29 protein-coding genes are annotated in these 14,700 nt (G+C 57.7%); all 29 read right to left on the bottom strand.

Annotated elements, in window-relative coordinates; genetic code table 11:
* Positions 1-15: 15 nt before the first annotated feature.
* Entirely contained in the window at positions 16-408 is a 393-nt protein-coding gene (gene rplQ, locus B0G73_RS26445; protein ID WP_006052227.1) for a 50S ribosomal protein L17, read from the bottom strand.
* Positions 409-577: 169 nt separating this feature from the next.
* Entirely contained in the window at positions 578-1,555 is a 978-nt protein-coding gene (locus tag B0G73_RS26440) for a DNA-directed RNA polymerase subunit alpha (RefSeq protein WP_006052226.1), read from the bottom strand.
* Between the two features lie 124 nt (positions 1,556-1,679).
* Entirely contained in the window at positions 1,680-2,303 is a 624-nt protein-coding gene (gene rpsD / locus B0G73_RS26435; protein WP_106284146.1) for a 30S ribosomal protein S4, read from the bottom strand.
* A 147-nt stretch (positions 2,304-2,450) separates the two neighbouring features.
* Entirely contained in the window at positions 2,451-2,855 is a 405-nt protein-coding gene (gene rpsK / locus B0G73_RS26430) for a 30S ribosomal protein S11 (protein ID WP_006052224.1), read from the bottom strand.
* A 28-nt stretch (positions 2,856-2,883) separates the two neighbouring features.
* Positions 2,884-3,249, bottom strand: coding sequence for a 30S ribosomal protein S13 (gene rpsM / locus B0G73_RS26425; RefSeq protein ID WP_012434566.1), 366 nt, complete (start codon positions 3,247-3,249; stop codon positions 2,884-2,886).
* A 41-nt stretch (positions 3,250-3,290) separates the two neighbouring features.
* Positions 3,291-3,407: a 50S ribosomal protein L36 gene (rpmJ, locus tag B0G73_RS26420; RefSeq protein WP_004199844.1), complete on the bottom strand. Its 117-nt coding sequence runs from the start codon at positions 3,405-3,407 to the stop codon at positions 3,291-3,293.
* Between the two features lie 20 nt (positions 3,408-3,427).
* Complete coding sequence (infA, locus tag B0G73_RS26415; RefSeq protein ID WP_004521905.1) at positions 3,428-3,646, bottom strand: translation initiation factor IF-1; 219 nt, start codon at positions 3,644-3,646, stop codon at positions 3,428-3,430.
* A gap of 8 nt (positions 3,647-3,654) precedes the next feature.
* Positions 3,655-5,001 carry a preprotein translocase subunit SecY gene (gene secY, locus B0G73_RS26410; RefSeq protein WP_106284145.1) on the bottom strand — a complete coding sequence of 449 codons (1,347 nt, stop codon included), beginning with the start codon at positions 4,999-5,001 and terminating at the stop codon, positions 3,655-3,657.
* Between the two features lie 46 nt (positions 5,002-5,047).
* Positions 5,048-5,482 carry a 50S ribosomal protein L15 gene (gene rplO / locus B0G73_RS26405; RefSeq protein WP_106284144.1) on the bottom strand — a complete coding sequence of 145 codons (435 nt, stop codon included), beginning with the start codon at positions 5,480-5,482 and terminating at the stop codon, positions 5,048-5,050.
* Between the two features lie 29 nt (positions 5,483-5,511).
* Positions 5,512-5,694 carry a 50S ribosomal protein L30 gene (rpmD, locus tag B0G73_RS26400; RefSeq protein ID WP_007180126.1) on the bottom strand — a complete coding sequence of 61 codons (183 nt, stop codon included), beginning with the start codon at positions 5,692-5,694 and terminating at the stop codon, positions 5,512-5,514.
* Between the two features lie 10 nt (positions 5,695-5,704).
* Complete coding sequence (rpsE, locus tag B0G73_RS26395) at positions 5,705-6,223, bottom strand: 30S ribosomal protein S5 (RefSeq protein ID WP_007180127.1); 519 nt, start codon at positions 6,221-6,223, stop codon at positions 5,705-5,707.
* A gap of 14 nt (positions 6,224-6,237) precedes the next feature.
* The gene (gene rplR, locus B0G73_RS26390) at positions 6,238-6,603 is read right to left on the bottom strand and encodes a 50S ribosomal protein L18 (protein WP_012434568.1); all 366 of its coding nucleotides are present in this window, start codon (positions 6,601-6,603) and stop codon (positions 6,238-6,240) included.
* Positions 6,604-6,615: 12 nt separating this feature from the next.
* Entirely contained in the window at positions 6,616-7,146 is a 531-nt protein-coding gene (rplF, locus tag B0G73_RS26385; RefSeq protein WP_106284143.1) for a 50S ribosomal protein L6, read from the bottom strand.
* An 18-nt stretch (positions 7,147-7,164) separates the two neighbouring features.
* Positions 7,165-7,560: a 30S ribosomal protein S8 gene (gene rpsH, locus B0G73_RS26380; protein ID WP_006052216.1), complete on the bottom strand. Its 396-nt coding sequence runs from the start codon at positions 7,558-7,560 to the stop codon at positions 7,165-7,167.
* Positions 7,561-7,574: 14 nt separating this feature from the next.
* A complete protein-coding gene (rpsN, locus tag B0G73_RS26375; RefSeq protein WP_006052215.1) occupies positions 7,575-7,880 on the bottom strand; it encodes a 30S ribosomal protein S14 in 306 nt (101 codons plus the stop codon).
* A 7-nt stretch (positions 7,881-7,887) separates the two neighbouring features.
* Positions 7,888-8,427: a 50S ribosomal protein L5 gene (gene rplE, locus B0G73_RS26370; protein ID WP_006052214.1), complete on the bottom strand. Its 540-nt coding sequence runs from the start codon at positions 8,425-8,427 to the stop codon at positions 7,888-7,890.
* A 17-nt stretch (positions 8,428-8,444) separates the two neighbouring features.
* Positions 8,445-8,753, bottom strand: coding sequence for a 50S ribosomal protein L24 (gene rplX / locus B0G73_RS26365; protein WP_106284142.1), 309 nt, complete (start codon positions 8,751-8,753; stop codon positions 8,445-8,447).
* A gap of 9 nt (positions 8,754-8,762) precedes the next feature.
* Complete coding sequence (gene rplN / locus B0G73_RS26360; protein WP_006052212.1) at positions 8,763-9,131, bottom strand: 50S ribosomal protein L14; 369 nt, start codon at positions 9,129-9,131, stop codon at positions 8,763-8,765.
* A 290-nt stretch (positions 9,132-9,421) separates the two neighbouring features.
* Positions 9,422-9,694: a 30S ribosomal protein S17 gene (rpsQ, locus tag B0G73_RS26355; RefSeq protein WP_007180129.1), complete on the bottom strand. Its 273-nt coding sequence runs from the start codon at positions 9,692-9,694 to the stop codon at positions 9,422-9,424.
* Positions 9,691-9,885, bottom strand: coding sequence for a 50S ribosomal protein L29 (rpmC, locus tag B0G73_RS26350; protein ID WP_007180130.1), 195 nt, complete (start codon positions 9,883-9,885; stop codon positions 9,691-9,693). The genes rpsQ and rpmC overlap by 4 nt, the downstream gene beginning before the upstream one ends.
* A 10-nt stretch (positions 9,886-9,895) precedes the next feature.
* Positions 9,896-10,312 carry a 50S ribosomal protein L16 gene (rplP, locus tag B0G73_RS26345; protein WP_007180131.1) on the bottom strand — a complete coding sequence of 139 codons (417 nt, stop codon included), beginning with the start codon at positions 10,310-10,312 and terminating at the stop codon, positions 9,896-9,898.
* A gap of 2 nt (positions 10,313-10,314) precedes the next feature.
* Positions 10,315-11,121, bottom strand: a complete 807-nt coding sequence (rpsC, locus tag B0G73_RS26340; RefSeq protein WP_007180132.1) for a 30S ribosomal protein S3 — start codon at positions 11,119-11,121, stop codon at positions 10,315-10,317.
* Between the two features lie 11 nt (positions 11,122-11,132).
* Entirely contained in the window at positions 11,133-11,465 is a 333-nt protein-coding gene (gene rplV, locus B0G73_RS26335; RefSeq protein ID WP_007180133.1) for a 50S ribosomal protein L22, read from the bottom strand.
* Between the two features lie 7 nt (positions 11,466-11,472).
* A complete protein-coding gene (gene rpsS, locus B0G73_RS26330) occupies positions 11,473-11,748 on the bottom strand; it encodes a 30S ribosomal protein S19 (protein WP_004199273.1) in 276 nt (91 codons plus the stop codon).
* A gap of 10 nt (positions 11,749-11,758) precedes the next feature.
* Complete coding sequence (gene rplB, locus B0G73_RS26325; RefSeq protein WP_106284141.1) at positions 11,759-12,586, bottom strand: 50S ribosomal protein L2; 828 nt, start codon at positions 12,584-12,586, stop codon at positions 11,759-11,761.
* Between the two features lie 2 nt (positions 12,587-12,588).
* On the bottom strand, positions 12,589-12,903 hold the full coding sequence (gene rplW / locus B0G73_RS26320) for a 50S ribosomal protein L23 (RefSeq protein ID WP_007180135.1): 315 nt from the start codon (positions 12,901-12,903) through the stop codon (positions 12,589-12,591).
* Positions 12,900-13,520, bottom strand: a complete 621-nt coding sequence (gene rplD, locus B0G73_RS26315; RefSeq protein ID WP_106284140.1) for a 50S ribosomal protein L4 — start codon at positions 13,518-13,520, stop codon at positions 12,900-12,902. The genes rplW and rplD overlap by 4 nt, the downstream gene beginning before the upstream one ends.
* Complete coding sequence (rplC, locus tag B0G73_RS26310; RefSeq protein ID WP_073431863.1) at positions 13,521-14,180, bottom strand: 50S ribosomal protein L3; 660 nt, start codon at positions 14,178-14,180, stop codon at positions 13,521-13,523.
* A 201-nt stretch (positions 14,181-14,381) separates the two neighbouring features.
* Complete coding sequence (gene rpsJ, locus B0G73_RS26305) at positions 14,382-14,693, bottom strand: 30S ribosomal protein S10 (RefSeq protein WP_006998489.1); 312 nt, start codon at positions 14,691-14,693, stop codon at positions 14,382-14,384.
* Positions 14,694-14,700 lie beyond the last annotated feature (7 nt).

The following is a 14,700-nucleotide window of genomic DNA, read 5'->3' as shown; positions in this document are numbered from 1 at the left end:
AAGATGCTCGGAAGCTTATTCAGCTTCTTGCACTTCGACTTCTTCAACTTCCGGACGGTCGAGCAATTCGACCAGTGCCATCGGAGCGTTGTCGCCGACGCGGAAGCCGAACTTCAGGACGCGCAGGTAGCCGCCCGGACGGGTAGCGTAACGCGGGCCCAGAACTTCGAACAGCTTCGTGACCGAGTCACGATCGCGCAGGCGATTGAACGCCAGACGACGATTTGCCAGCGACGGCTTCTTGCCGAGCGTGATCAGCGGCTCGACAACCTTACGGAGTTCTTTTGCTTTCGGCAGCGTGGTCTTGATGACTTCGTGCTCGATCAGCGAATTGGACATATTACGGAGCATAGCCAGACGGTGGCTGCTCGTGCGGTTCAGTTTCCGCAAACCATGACGGTGACGCATGTTAATTCCTTCGATTCAAAGTTTTGGTCCAGCTCTTCTATCGCGCTCGAACTACCTGCGGTTTCCCAACGGTAGCGAGTGCACGGGCCGGTAGTGAAAAAAGACAAGACGCGGATTTTAAAGGAAAATCCGCGTCTTTGCCAGTGCAGCGGCGGGTTCTGTCCCGGGATTACTTGTCCAGACCAGCCGGCGGCCAGTTTTCAAGTTTCATGCCGAGCGTCAAACCACGCGACGCCAGTACTTCCTTGATTTCGTTCAGCGACTTGCGGCCCAGATTCGGCGTCTTCAGCAACTCGTTTTCCGTGCGTTGGATCAGGTCGCCGATGTAGTAAATGTTCTCGGCCTTCAGGCAGTTCGCGGAACGAACCGTCAATTCGAGATCATCCACCGGACGCAGCAGGATCGGATCGATCTGCGGCGCGCGCGACGGCGCTTCAGCCGTTGCTTCAGTGCCTTCCAGTGCAGCGAAGACCGACAGTTGATCGACCAGAATGCGCGCCGATTGACGGATCGCTTCTTCCGGCGAAATCACACCGTTGGTTTCGATGTTCATCACGAGCTTGTCGAGGTCGGTACGCTGTTCGACGCGAGCGCTTTCAACGGCGTAGCTCACGCGGCGAACCGGCGAGAACGACGCGTCCAGCACGATACGACCGATGATCTTGGCCGACTCTTCGCCATAACGACGCACATTGCCCGGCACATAGCCGCGGCCCTTTTCGACCTTGATCTGCACGTCGAGCTTGCCGCCCTTCGACAGATGCGCAATCACGTGATCCGGGTTGATCACTTCGCAATCGTGCGCGAGTTCGATGTCGCCAGCGGTGACAACGCCTTCGCCTTCCTTGCGCAGCGTAACCGTCACTTCATCACGGTTGTGCAGCTTGAAGACCACGCCCTTCAGGTTCAACAACAGGTTGACCACATCCTCTTGCACACCGTCGAGCGTCGAATACTCATGTACGACGCCTGCGATCGTCACTTCGGTCGGCGCGTAGCCGATCATCGACGACAGCAGCACGCGCCGGAGCGCGTTACCCAAGGTGTGGCCGTAACCGCGTTCAAACGGTTCCATGACCACTTTCGCATGGCTCTCACCAAGCGATTCAACAGCGATGATCTTGGGCTTCAACAAACTGGTTTGCATAGGTTTTCCTTTTCAATACCCTCGGCTCGTTACACCGATAAGGCTGACCGGTAACAACCTGAAAATAAACAGCCGAGGCGCCCCCTTGCTCAGCGCAATCAGGGTACCCCGGCCGTTAATCCGATTACCGCGAATACAATTCGACGATCAGGCTTTCGTTGATATCGCCAGCGATGTCGCTGCGTTCCGGCTTTTGCTTGAACGTGCCTTCGAACTTCTTCGAATCGACAGCGACCCAGCTCGGCAGACCGCCTTGCTCAGCCAGCGACAGCGCTTCGAGAATACGCGCCTGCTTCTTCTTCGTTTCGCGCACTGCGACGACGTCGCCAGCCTTCACTTGCATCGACGGGATGTTCGACACCACGCCGTTCACGACGATCGCCTTGTGGCTCACGAGCTGACGCGCTTCAGCGCGCGTCGAGCCGAAGCCCATGCGGTACACGACGTTGTCCAGACGCGATTCGAGCAATTGCAGCAGGTTTTCACCCGTGTTGCCCTTCAGGCGGTCAGCTTCAGCGAAGTAACGACGGAATTGACGCTCGAGGACACCGTAGATGCGCTTCACTTTTTGCTTTTCGCGCAGCTGCGTGCCGTAGTCGGACGTACGTGCGCCCGAGGTGCGGCCGTGCTGGCCGGGCTTGCTGTCAAGTTTGCACTTGTCAGCGAGCGAACGACGGGCGCTCTTCAGGAAGAGGTCAGTGCCTTCACGGCGGGACAGCTTGGCCTTAGGGCCGATATAACGTGCCACGTTGATTCCTTTGTTGATTGATCACGCGGATGCATACATTCGCGCTAGTCCGAACCCTTTGGGTCGAACGGTGGGCTTAGTCAATTCAATAACGCAAGCAGCCTGCCGCCGCCCAAGGCGGCAACAGGCGCTAGCAAAATCGGCGTCTTAGATACGACGACGCTTCGGCGGACGGCAGCCGTTGTGCGGGACCGGCGTCACGTCGGAGATCGCGGTGATCTTGATACCAAGACCATGCAACGCGCGCACCGCCGACTCACGGCCAGGACCGGGGCCCTTGATCCGCACTTCGAGGTTCTTCACGCCGTATTCCATCGCCACGCGGCCAGCCGATTCGGCCGCCACCTGGGCTGCAAACGGGGTCGATTTGCGCGAACCCTTGAAGCCTTGACCACCCGACGTTGCCCAAGCGAGTGCATTGCCTTGACGATCGGTGATCGTGATGATGGTGTTGTTGAACGACGCGTGAACGTGAACCACGCCCTCGGCGACGTTCTTCTTGACCTTCTTGCGAACGCGTTGCGCCGCGGAGTTGTTCGAAGCCTTAGCCATTACGTTTTCCTGTAACTGTCAGTTCCGCTTACTTCTTCAGCGATTGCGCTGCACGACGCGGACCCTTGCGCGTACGGGCATTCGTACGCGTACGTTGGCCGCGCAGGGGCAAGCCCTTACGATGCCGAACGCCACGGTAGCAGCCGAGATCCATCAGGCGCTTGATGTTCATCGTCGTTTCACGGCGCAGATCGCCTTCAACGATGAACTTGCCGACTTCTTCACGCAGCTTTTCGAGGTCTGCGTCGTTCAGGTCTTTGACCTTCTTCGAAAATGCCACACCAGCAGCGACGCAGATGTCGCGCGAGCGCGTGCGGCCGACACCGTAAATAGCCGTCAGGCCGATTTCGGTATGCTGGTGATTCGGGATGTTAACCCCTGCGATACGAGCCATTGTTTTTCCTCAAACAAAAAGCGCAGCAAAAAGCGCGGCGTTCAGCCTTGACGCTGTTTGTGGCGCGGATCAGAGCTGCAAATCACGCGCACAACGCCTTTGCGCTTGATGATCTTGCAATTGCGGCAAATGCGCTTAACCGATGCCATCACTTTCATGATATTACCCTTTTTTCAAATCACTTCGCCCGGAACACGATCCGCGCACGCGACAGATCGTAAGGCGTCAATTCAACCGTCACCTTGTCGCCAGGCAAGATTCGGATGTAGTGCATCCGCATCTTGCCGGATATGTGTCCCAATACGACATGGCCGTTTTCCAGCTTCACCCTGAAGGTAGCGTTAGGCAGGTTTTCGATGACTTCACCCTGCATCTGGATAACATCGTCTTTGGCCATAAGTCCTTTCAACGCATCGGGACGCCGCCGCCTTTGAAATTAGCTTTCTTCAGCAGCGATTCATACTGTTGCGACATAACGTACGACTGCACCTGCGCCATGAAATCCATTGTGACGACGACAATGATCAGCAGCGACGTTCCACCAAAATAAAACGGCACGTTCCAGCGCAGCACCAGAAACTCGGGCAGCAGACAAACAAACACGATGTAGATCGCACCGGCCAGCGTCAGACGCGTCAGGATGCGGTCGATGTATCGCGCCGTTTGATCGCCCGGGCGGATGCCTGGGACGAATGCGCCACTCTTTTTCAGGTTGTCGGCCGTCTCTCTGCTGTTGAACACCAATGCGGTGTAGAAAAAACAGAAGAAAACGATCGCCAACGCGTACAGCAACACGTACACAGGTTGACCGGGCTTGAGGGCCTCTGCCACGTTGTGCAACGTGTCTGCGAACCAGCTGGCACGCGACCCCGAACTAAACCAGTTCAGGATAGTTGCCGGGAAGAGAATGATCGACGATGCAAAGATCGGCGGAATCACGCCCGACATATTCAACTTCAGCGGCAGATGCGAAGACTGTCCGCCGTAAATCTTGTTACCGACTTGCCGCTTCGCGTAATTCACAAGAATCTTGCGCTGGCCGCGTTCGATGAACACGACCAGATACGTAACAGCAGCAATCAGCGCGACGACGATAATCGCGGATATCGGGCTCATCGAACCGGTTTGCACCAGTGAAACGAGACCACCGATCGCATTCGGGAAACCCGCTGCAATCCCGCCGAAAATAATGATCGAGATGCCGTTGCCAAGCCCGCGCTCCGTGATCTGCTCACCCAGCCACATCAGGAACATCGTGCCGGTCACCAGCGTCACGACCGTCGTCAACCGAAAAACCATCCCCGGATCGATCACCAGGCCCGGCTGATTTTCCAACGCGACGGCAATGCCGAACGCCTGGAACGTCGCCAGCAGGACCGTAAAGATACGCGTGTACTGCGTAATCTTCCGTTGACCCGCCTGCCCTTCCTTTTTCAGCGCTTCGAGTTGTGGCGAGACGATTGCCAACAGCTGCATGATGATCGACGCCGAAATGTACGGCATGATCCCCAGCGCAAAAATCGTGAACCGCGATAGCGCGCCACCCGAGAACATGTTGAACATGCCAAGGATGCCGCCCGACTGACTTTGGAACAACTTTGCCAGTTGGTCCGGGTCAATACCCGGCACCGGAATATGCGCGCCGATACGGTAGACGATCAGCGCCAGCAGCAGGAACACTGCCCGCCGACGCAGATCGCCGAACTTCGCCGCGCTGCGACCGGGTTTTGCGAGACTCGGGCTGTTAGCCAAGTACCTTCTCCGATGCAAATGCTAGTGACGGCAAATAACTTGCGCGTTACTCGGCGAACGAGCCGCCAGCTGCTTCGACAGCAGCGCGCGCACCCTTCGTCGCACCCAGACCTTTCACGACAATCTTGCGCTTCAACTCACCGGTCTTGATGATCTTGGCACTCGTGATCATCTCGCCAATCAGGCCGGCTTGTTTCAGAGCCAACAGATCGATCTCGTCGACCGGTAGCTTTTCCAGATCCGAGAGACGCACTTCACCAACGAATTCCTTCGTCAGCGAGGTGAAGCCACGCTTCGGCAGGCGACGTTGCAGCGGCATTTGACCGCCTTCGAAGCCAACCTTGTGAAAGCCGCCCGAACGCGACTTCTGACCCTTGTGACCGCGGCCAGCCGTCTTGCCCAGACCGGAGCCGATGCCACGCCCGACGCGACGCTTAGCGTGCTTCGAACCTTCAGCCGGCTTCAGGTTATTCAATTCCATTATCAACTCCTTGAGTCCTGGTCAGCCGCTTAGCTGATGACCTTAACGAGGTACGAAACCTTGTTGATCATGCCGCGCACGGCCGGCGTGTCCTGCAACTCGCTAACCGAGTTGAGTCGGCGCAGACCCAAGCCACGCACCGTTGCACGGTGCGTTTCACGGGTGCCGATCAGGCTCTTGACGAGCTGGACCTTGACAGTTTTATCAGACATGGTGTCCACCTTAGCCCAGAATATCTTCGACGGACTTGCCGCGCTTCGCCGCGATGTCGCCCGGCGTCGACTGCTTGCGCAGACCGTCGAGCGTTGCACGAACGAGGTTGTACGGGTTCGTCGAACCGTGGCTCTTAGCAACCACGTTTTGCACGCCCATCACGTCGAACACTGCGCGCATCGGACCACCAGCGATCACGCCCGTACCATCCTTCGCCGGAGCGAGGAGGACGGCGGATGCGCCGTGCTTACCGTGCACTTCGTGTTGCAACGTACCGTTCTTCAGCGGCACCTTGAACATGTTGCGGCGAGCTTGTTCCATTGCCTTTTGAACAGCAACCGGAACTTCCTTCGCTTTGCCCTTGCCCATGCCGATGCGGCCATCGCCGTCGCCAACCACGGTCAGTGCGGCAAAACCGAGAATCCGGCCGCCCTTCACAACCTTGGTCACGCGGTTGACCGAAATCATCTTTTCGCGCAGGCCGTCGTCGCGTTCGTCAGCCTGAACTTTCGCTTGCATCTTTGCCATGACGAATTCTTCCCTTAGAACTTGAGTCCGGCTTCGCGCGCCGCATCAGCCAGCGCTTTCACGCGGCCGTGGTAACGGAAACCCGAACGGTCGAAGGCGACGGATTCGATGCCGGCAGCCTTAGCCTTTTCTGCGATGCGCTTACCGATCAAGGTCGCAGCATTGACGTTGCCGCCCTTGCCCGTTTGATCAGCCAGTTGCGCACGCACTTCGGCCTCGAGCGTCGACGCGCTGGCGAGCACCTTGGTGCCGCACGGCGAGAACACTTGCGCATAGATGTGCGTGTTCGTGCGATGCACGGCGAGACGCGCGACCTGCAGCTCAGCGATCTTGATACGCGTCTGACGAGCGCGGCGCAGGCGAGATTGAGTCTTATCCATGATTGCGCACCCTTACTTCTTCTTCGTTTCTTTGAGGATCACAACCTCATTGGCGTAACGCACACCCTTGCCCTTATAGGGCTCCGGCGGGCGATAGCCGCGCACTTCTGCCGCGACCTGGCCAACTTGTTGCTTATTGATCCCCTTGATCACGATTTCGGTTTGCGTCGGGGTTTCAGCCTTGACGCCTTCCGGCATCTGGTGCACCACAGGGTGCGAGAAACCCAGCGACAGGTTCAACTTGTCGCCTTGCGCCTGTGCGCGGTAACCGACGCCAACCAGCGTCAGTTTGCGCTCGAAACCCTTCGTCACGCCGTTCACCATGTTCGCAACCAGTGCGCGCATCGTGCCCGACATCGCATTCGCTTCGCGGCTTGCGTCAACCGGCTCGAAATTCAGCGTGCCGTTGTCGTTCACCACTTTCACGAGGCGGTTTGCCGCCTGCGTAATCGTACCCAGCGGGCCCTTGACGGTGATGCGATCGTCGCTCAGGGCCACTTCTGCGCCTTGCAGCGCGACCGGGCTTTTACCTACTCGAGACATGTTTCTCTCCTTTCGGCCTTAAGCGACGTAGCAGATGACTTCGCCGCCAACGCCCGTTGCACGCGCCTTGCGGTCCGTCATCACGCCCTTCGGCGTCGACACGATTGCCACGCCGAGGCCATTCATGACCACGGGGATGTCGTTACGGCCGCGGTACACACGCAGACCAGGCTTCGAGACGCGTTCAATGCGCTCGATAACCGGACGGCCAGCGTAGTACTTCAACACGATGTTCAATTCAGACTTCGCACCTTCGGACTTCACTGCGAAATCATCGATATAACCTTCGTCCTTCAGGACCTGCGCAATCGCAACCTTGACTTTCGACGAGGGCATTGTCACCGAGACTTTCTCAACCATCTGCGCATTGCGGATGCGAGTCAGCATATCGGCGATAGGATCACTCATGCTCATTTACGTTTCTCCTATTACCAGCTCGCCTTGGTCAGGCCAGGGATCTCGCCGCGGAACGCGATTTCGCGAATCTTGTTACGCGCCAGCCCGAATTTACGGAACGTGCCACGCGGGCGACCGGTAATTGCGCAACGATTGCGCTTACGGGTCGGGTTAGAGTTGCGCGGCAATTGTTGCAGTTCCAGACGTGCTGCGTAATGCTCTTCGTCCGACTTGCTCATATCGCCGATGATCGCTTTCAGCTCAGCACGCTTGGGAGCGTACTTAGCAGCCAGGCGAGCACGCTTCTTTTCACGTTCGATCAGTGCCAGTTTAGCCACGGTAACCTCAGTTTCTGAACGGGAACTTGAAGCTGGCGAGCAGAGCCTTTGCTTCGTCGTCGGTCTTCGCAGTCGTCGTGATGCTGATGTTCAGCCCACGCAGTGCGTCGATCTTGTCGTAGTCGATTTCGGGGAAAATGATCTGCTCTTTCACACCGATGTTGTAGTTGCCGCGACCATCGAACGCACGACCCGACACACCACGGAAGTCACGCACACGGGGGAGCGCGACCGTCACGAAACGGTCCAGAAATTCGTACATTGCCTGACCACGCAACGTGACCATTGCACCGATCGGATAGCCCTGACGGATCTTGAAGCCGGCGATTGCCTTGCGCGCCTTCGTGATCACCGGCTTCTGGCCTGCGATCTTCGTCAGGTCGCCAACGGCGTTTTCGATGATCTTCTTGTCAGCAACCGCTTCGCCAAGGCCCATGTTCAGGGTGATCTTGGTGATGCGCGGCACTTCCATCACGGACTTGTAACCGAACTTCTCGATGAGGCCGGGTACAACCTTCTCTTTGTAAAACTCTTGCAAACGAGCCATTTTTTTACTCCGCAGCGTCAGGCGCTCAGCTCGGCACCGGTCGTTTTAAGGAAACGGACTTTCTTGTCTCCTTCGACCTTGATGCCTACACGCGACGCCTTGCCATTCGCGTCGACCAATGCGACGTTCGAAATTTGCAGCGGCATCGTCTTGGCTTCAACACCGCCCGTCGCACCCTTCATCGGGTTCGGCTTGACGTGTTTCTTGACGAGGTTGATACCCTCGACAATCACTTTGCCCTCGCCAACGGACAGCACGACGCCGCGCTTGCCTTTATCTTTGCCGGTGATGACGATAACTTCGTCACCTTTGCGAATCTTGTTCATCGCGACTCCTTACAGCACTTCAGGTGCCAACGAAACGATCTTCATGAATCGTTCGCTGCGCAACTCGCGCGTGACAGGCCCGAAAATACGGGTGCCAATAGGTTCGAGCTTGGCATTCAACAACACAGCGGCGTTGCCATCGAACTTGATCAGCGAGCCGTCCTGACGGCGCACGCCCTTGGCGGTGCGAACCACCACGGCGTTGTAAATTTCGCCTTTCTTCACGCGCCCGCGCGGCGTTGCTTCTTTGACGGTCACCTTGATGATGTCGCCAATGCTGGCATAACGACGCTTCGAGCCGCCGAGCACCTTGATGCACATGACTTCACGCGCACCCGTGTTGTCGGCCACTTCAAGCCGAGTTTCGGTCTGGATCATGGTTTATCTTTCCCAACTTAATCCGGTCACACCACCATGGCGTACCCGGTCAGTCTTGGTCCCGTCAGCCAATCGGCTGCTTGGGTATGAACAGCAGCGACGGCAAACGAAACCCGCCATCGCAATCCGGTGAATCCTACGGAACAGACTTGGCGCCCGATCCGCTTCCCCCACCAACTTCGCCCGCGACGGGGCTCCCATAAAGAGGGAAGACCGAGAGTATAACAAATAATCTCGGTCTTGCAAGCGAAATCTACTGCGATTTCAACAACTTCTACTACTTCGCGGCGTCAGATGACGCGAGCAGCCTCGACCAGGCGAGCCACAACCCAGGCTTTCGTCTTCGAAATCGGACGCGTTTCCTGGATTTCAACAAGGTCGCCCTCGTTGTACGTGTTCGCGTCGTCGTGCGCGTGGTACTTCTTCGAACGCACAACGTACTTGCCGTAGATCGGGTGCTTCACGCGGTGCTCAACCAGCACGGTGACCGTCTTGTCCATCTTGTTGCTGACGACCTTGCCGACCAGCGTCCGCTTGAGCGAGGTTTTTACGCTATCGTTCATTTCTGGTTCGCCTTCTCAGTCAGGACGGTCCGCACACGTGCGATGTCGCGACGAACCTTCTTCAGCTGGCTCGTGTTCGTGAGCTGCTGAGTCGCGAGTTGCATGCGCAGGCCGAATTGCGCCTTCAACAGGTCCGACAGCTCCTTGTTGAGCGCGGCCTGATCTTTCTGGTGAAGTTCGGATGCCTTCATCATTTGCTCCTTAGGCGCCGAGCTGACGCACGATAAACGTCGTCTTGAGCGGCAGCTTAGCTGCAGCCAGACGGAACGCTTCGCGTGCCAGCTCTTCGGTTACGCCGTCCATTTCGTACAGCATCTTGCCCGGTTGAATCTCTGCGACGTAGTACTCAGGGTTACCTTTACCGTTACCCATACGTACTTCAGCCGGCTTGTGCGAGATCGGCTTGTCCGGGAAGATGCGAATCCAGATGCGGCCACCACGCTTGATGTGACGCGTCATTGCACGACGTGCCGCTTCAATCTGGCGCGCGGTCAAGCGACCACGACCGATAGCCTTCAGGCCGAATTCACCGAACGACACCGCGTTGCCGCGGGTAGCGATACCGGTGTTACGACCCTTCTGCTCTTTGCGATACTTTCTGCGTTTCGGTTGCAGCATCGTTATTCTCCAGTCTTCCCGCCGTCGCCGGCACCGCCAGCACGACGAGGAGCGCCACGGCGTGCACCTGCCGGGCCACCACCTTCACCATCACGACGCGGACGGCGATCGCCACCCGGACGTGCGTTGCGGCGCGGACGCTTTTCTTCGGCGACTTCTTCAACCACCGGTGCGTCGTTGCGGCCGAGCGTGTCGCCCTTGTAGACCCACACCTTCACGCCGATGATGCCGTACGTCGTCTTCGCTTCCGAAGTTGCGTAGTCGATATCAGCACGCAGCGTATGAAGCGGCACGCGACCTTCGCGATACCATTCCGTACGAGCGATTTCGATACCGTTCAGGCGGCCAGCGCTCATGATCTTGATGCCTTGAGCACCCAGACGCATTGCGTTTTGCATCGCACGCTTCATCGCGCGGCGGAACATAATCCGGCGCTCGAGCTGTTGCGTGATCGAATCCGCGATCAGTTGCGCATCGGTTTCCGGCTTGCGGATTTCTTCGATGTTGACGTGAACCGGAACGCCCATACGCTTTTGCAGCTCGGACTTCAGCAGTTCAATGTCTTCACCCTTCTTACCGATCACGACACCCGGACGCGAACTGAAAATCGTGATGCGGGCGTTCTTTGCAGGACGCTCGATCACAACGCGGCCGACGGACGCGTTCTTCAGCTTCTTCTTCAGGTATTCACGAACACCGATGTCTTCCTGCAACATCGCCGCGAAATTGTTGTTGTTCGCGTACCAACGCGACGCCCAATTGCGGCTGACGGCCAAACGGAAGCCAGTCGGATGAATTTTCTGTCCCATCGTATGACCCCTTAATTCCCGACCGTCACAGTGATGTGACAGGATTGCTTCTCGATGCGGTTACCGCGGCCTTTAGCGCGCGCGGTGAAACGCTTGAGCGACGCAGCCTTGTCGATGTAGATGCTCGTGATCTTGAGCTCATCGATATCGGCGCCTTCGTTATGCTCCGCATTCGCGATCGCCGACAGCACGACCTTTTTCACGATTCCCGCAGCCTTCTTCGGCGAGAACGTCAGAACGTTCAGCGCCTTGTCGACCGGCAAACCGCGGATCTGGTCAGCCACAAGGCGCGTTTTCTGCGCCGAGATGCGGGCACCGCGATGAATTGCTTTCACTTCCATCATGAGCCCCTTATTTCTTAGCCTTCTTGTCGGCTGCGTGACCCTTGAACGTACGGGTCAATGCAAACTCGCCAAGCTTGTGGCCGACCATGTTTTCCGAGATGTACACCGGAACGTGTTGACGGCCGTTATGAACGGCGATCGTCAGACCGATGAAATCCGGGAGGATCGTCGAACGGCGCGACCAGGTTTTGATCGGCTTCTTATCCCGCGAAGCTGCTGCCGCCTCAACTTTCTTCAGCAAATGGGCGTCGCAGAACGGACCTTTTTTTACAGAACGTGCCATTGCCTACTCCTTAACGCTTGTGACGGCGCTGGACGATCATGCTCGTCGTGCGCTTATTGCTGCGGGTGCGATAACCCTTAGCAGGCGTGCCCCACGGGCTCACCGGATCGCGACCTGCAGCCGTCTTGCCTTCACCACCACCGTGCGGGTGATCGACCGGGTTCATTGCAACGCCACGCACCGTCGGGCGGATACCGCGCCAGCGGTTTGCGCCAGCCTTACCGATTTGACGGAGGCTATGCTCTTCGTTGCCAACTTCACCAATCGTCGCGCGGCACTCGACGTGAACGCGGCGGATTTCACCCGAGCGCAGGCGGACCTGTGCGTAGATGCCTTCACGAGCCAGCAGCATCGCCGACGTACCAGCCGAACGCGCCATTTGCGCGCCCTTGCCCGGCAGCATTTCGATGCAGTGAATCGTCGTACCAACCGGAATGTTGCGGATCGGCAGCGTGTTACCTGCGCGGATCGGAGCTTCCGAACCCGACATCAGTTGCTGGCCAACCGTCACACCCTTCGGAGCGATGATGTACTTGCGCTCGCCGTCTGCGTACAGAACCAGCGCGATGTTCGCGCTACGGTTCGGATCGTACTCAAGACGTTCGACCTTCGCTGCGATACCGTCCTTGTTGCGGCGGAAATCGACGACGCGATAGTGATGCTTGTGACCACCACCCTTATGACGGGTAGTGATGTGACCGTTGTTATTACGGCCGGCGGTCGAGGATTGCGAGTCGAGCAGCGGTGCGTACGGCTTGCCCTTATGCAGATCCTTGTTGACCACCTTGACCATCGCACGGCGACCCGGCGAAGTCGGCTTAACTTTAACGATTGCCATGATTACTTGGCCTCCGCTTCAAAGTTGATTTCCTGGCCGGGCTTCAGGCAGACGTACGCCTTCTTCACGTCCTTGCGCTTGCCCATGAAGCGGCCAAAGCGCTTGGCTTTGCCCTTCGAGACCAGCACGTTGACGGAATTGACTTCCACCTTGAACAGCAGCTCGACTGCAGCTTTCACTTCCTGCTTCGTGGCATCGGGCGCGACTTCGAACACAACTTGTTCGTTCTTGTCGGCCACCAGCGTCGCCTTTTCGGAGATCACCGGCGCGAGCAGGACCTGCATCAAACGATGATCGTTCTTGCGAATCTCGCTCATGACAGCAACTCCTCGATCTGGGCGACCGCAGCCTTCGTGATCAGGATCTTCTTGAAGTAGATCAGCGACAGCGGGTCGGCGTAACGCGGCTCGACAACTGCCACATGGGCCAGGTTGCGCGACGCGAGGTACAGGTTTTCGTCAACCGTGTCGGTAATCACCAGCACGGATTCGAGACCCATCGCCTTGAATTTTTCGGCCAGCAGCTTCGTCTTCGGCGCCTCGAGCGTCAGCTCGTCGACCACCGAGATGCGGCCTTCGCGGGCCAGCTGCGAGAAGATCGAGCAGAGACCTGCGCGATGCATCTTCTTGTTGACCTTGTGCGAAAAGTTTTCTTCCGGCGAATTCGGGAAGATACGGCCACCGCCGCGCCACAACGGGCTCGACGACATACCGGCACGGGCGCGGCCCGTACCCTTTTGGCGCCACGGCTTCTTGGTCGTGTGCTTAACTTGCTCACGGTCCTTCTGCGCGCGGTTGCCGCTACGGGCATTCGCTTGATACGCCACCACCACCTGGTGAATCAGGGCTTCGTTGTAATCGCGGCCGAACACGACGTCCGACGCGCTAACGCCTGCACCTTCCTGACCATTGGCATTCAGGAGCTTAAGTTCCATTTATTTCGCTCCTTTCACGGCACGCGTCTTCACGGCCGGCGTAACGAATACCTTGCCACCCTTCGCACCCGGAACGGCGCCCTTGACCAGCAACAGCTTGCGGTCAGCGTCGATACGAGCGATTTCGAGGTTTTGCACGGTTACCGTATCGTCACCCATGTGACCGGTCATGCGCTTACCCGGGAAAACACGACCCGGATCCTGCGCCATACCGATCGAGCCCGGCACGTTGTGCGAGCGCGAGTTACCGTGCGATGCACGGCCGGATGCGAAGTTGTAACGCTTGATGGTACCGGCGTAGCCCTTACCGATCGACACGCCTTGCACGTCGACCTTCTGGCCTACTTCGAACAGGTCGGGACCAACCACGGCGCCGTTCGACAACTCGGCAGCCTTGGCAGCATCGATCTGGAATTCTTTGAGGATTTCACCGGCTTGAACACCGGCTTTGGCGAGATGACCGGCCAACGGCTTCGTCACGCGCGATGCACGGCGCGTACCGAATGCAACCTGCACGGCCGTGTAGCCGTCGGTTTCAACAGTCTTGATCTGCGTCACGCGGTTGTCGGACACGTCCAGCACGGTAACGGGAATCGAATCCCCTTCTGCCGTGAAGATACGGGTCATGCCAACCTTGCGACCTACGAGTCCAAGGCTCATCGTTTTCTCCATTCCCGACTGCGATTGGTCGGGGCTAATTTACAAAATGCCGGTGCCGTTTCGGGCGTGAAATCACGCTGCAGCACACCGACTTTTTTGCGCAAATGCGCGAAAAGCCCACTATTATAGCGAGGCTTTTCGTTTTCCACAAGCAATCAATGACTTAGCGCTGTCTGGCACGCCAGGCAACACTTTGAAGCTTTATTGCAGCTTGATTTCCACGTCCACGCCAGCCGGCAGGTCCAGCTTCATCAGTGCGTCAACGGTCTTGTCCGTCGGATCGACGATGTCCATCAGGCGTTGGTGCGTACGGATTTCGAGCTGATCGCGCGACGTCTTGTTGACGTGCGGCGAGCGCAGGATGTCGAAACGTTGAATGCGGGTCGGCAGGGGCACCGGACCACGAACGATTGCGCCAGTCCGCTTTGCCGTGTCGACGATTTCAGCTGCCGATTGATCGATCAGGCGATAGTCGAAAGCCTTCAGGCGAATGCGGATTTTCTGGTTCTGCATGACAATT

The sequence above is a fragment of the Paraburkholderia sp. BL25I1N1 genome (assembly GCF_003002025.1).
Lineage (GTDB): Bacteria > Pseudomonadota > Gammaproteobacteria > Burkholderiales > Burkholderiaceae > Paraburkholderia.
This window is presented reverse-complemented; position numbering and strand designations above follow the sequence as displayed.

Bases quoted from the DNA above. Each gene is read 5' to 3' on its own strand.
- rpmJ (WP_004199844.1), bottom strand. From the start codon at position 3,407: ATGAAAGTGATGGCATCGGTTAAGCGCATTTGCCGCAATTGCAAGATC.
- rplE (WP_006052214.1), bottom strand. From the start codon at position 8,427: ATGGCTCGTTTGCAAGAGTTTTACAAAGAGAAGGTTGTACCCGGCCTC.
- infA (WP_004521905.1), bottom strand. From the start codon at position 3,646: ATGGCCAAAGACGATGTTATCCAGATGCAGGGTGAAGTCATCGAAAAC.
- rpsE (WP_007180127.1), bottom strand. From the start codon at position 6,223: ATGGCAAAGATGCAAGCGAAAGTTCAGGCTGACGAACGCGACGACGGC.
- rpsS (WP_004199273.1), bottom strand. From the start codon at position 11,748: ATGGCACGTTCTGTAAAAAAAGGTCCGTTCTGCGACGCCCATTTGCTG.
- B0G73_RS26440 (WP_006052226.1), bottom strand. From the start codon at position 1,555: ATGCAAACCAGTTTGTTGAAGCCCAAGATCATCGCTGTTGAATCGCTT.
- rpsJ (WP_006998489.1), bottom strand. From the start codon at position 14,693: ATGCAGAACCAGAAAATCCGCATTCGCCTGAAGGCTTTCGACTATCGC.
- rplX (WP_106284142.1), bottom strand. From the start codon at position 8,753: ATGAACAAGATTCGCAAAGGTGACGAAGTTATCGTCATCACCGGCAAA.
- rpsH (WP_006052216.1), bottom strand. From the start codon at position 7,560: ATGAGCATGAGTGATCCTATCGCCGATATGCTGACTCGCATCCGCAAT.
- rpsK (WP_006052224.1), bottom strand. From the start codon at position 2,855: ATGGCTAAGGCTTCGAACAACTCCGCGGCGCAACGCGTTCGCAAGAAG.
- rpsC (WP_007180132.1), bottom strand. From the start codon at position 11,121: ATGGGACAGAAAATTCATCCGACTGGCTTCCGTTTGGCCGTCAGCCGC.
- rplO (WP_106284144.1), bottom strand. From the start codon at position 5,482: ATGGAATTGAATAACCTGAAGCCGGCTGAAGGTTCGAAGCACGCTAAG.
- rplB (WP_106284141.1), bottom strand. From the start codon at position 12,586: ATGGCAATCGTTAAAGTTAAGCCGACTTCGCCGGGTCGCCGTGCGATG.
- rplC (WP_073431863.1), bottom strand. From the start codon at position 14,180: ATGAGCCTTGGACTCGTAGGTCGCAAGGTTGGCATGACCCGTATCTTC.
- rpsQ (WP_007180129.1), bottom strand. From the start codon at position 9,694: ATGAACGATAGCGTAAAAACCTCGCTCAAGCGGACGCTGGTCGGCAAG.
- rplN (WP_006052212.1), bottom strand. From the start codon at position 9,131: ATGATCCAGACCGAAACTCGGCTTGAAGTGGCCGACAACACGGGTGCG.
- rplW (WP_007180135.1), bottom strand. From the start codon at position 12,903: ATGAGCGAGATTCGCAAGAACGATCATCGTTTGATGCAGGTCCTGCTC.
- rplQ (WP_006052227.1), bottom strand. From the start codon at position 408: ATGCGTCACCGTCATGGTTTGCGGAAACTGAACCGCACGAGCAGCCAC.
- rpmC (WP_007180130.1), bottom strand. From the start codon at position 9,885: ATGAAGGCATCCGAACTTCACCAGAAAGATCAGGCCGCGCTCAACAAG.
- rpsM (WP_012434566.1), bottom strand. From the start codon at position 3,249: ATGGCTCGTATCGCAGGGGTTAACATCCCGAATCACCAGCATACCGAA.
- rpmD (WP_007180126.1), bottom strand. From the start codon at position 5,694: ATGTCTGATAAAACTGTCAAGGTCCAGCTCGTCAAGAGCCTGATCGGC.
- rplF (WP_106284143.1), bottom strand. From the start codon at position 7,146: ATGTCTCGAGTAGGTAAAAGCCCGGTCGCGCTGCAAGGCGCAGAAGTG.
- rplV (WP_007180133.1), bottom strand. From the start codon at position 11,465: ATGATGGAAGTGAAAGCAATTCATCGCGGTGCCCGCATCTCGGCGCAG.
- rplD (WP_106284140.1), bottom strand. From the start codon at position 13,520: ATGGAACTTAAGCTCCTGAATGCCAATGGTCAGGAAGGTGCAGGCGTT.
- rplR (WP_012434568.1), bottom strand. From the start codon at position 6,603: ATGGATAAGACTCAATCTCGCCTGCGCCGCGCTCGTCAGACGCGTATC.
- rplP (WP_007180131.1), bottom strand. From the start codon at position 10,312: ATGCTGCAACCGAAACGCAGAAAGTATCGCAAAGAGCAGAAGGGTCGT.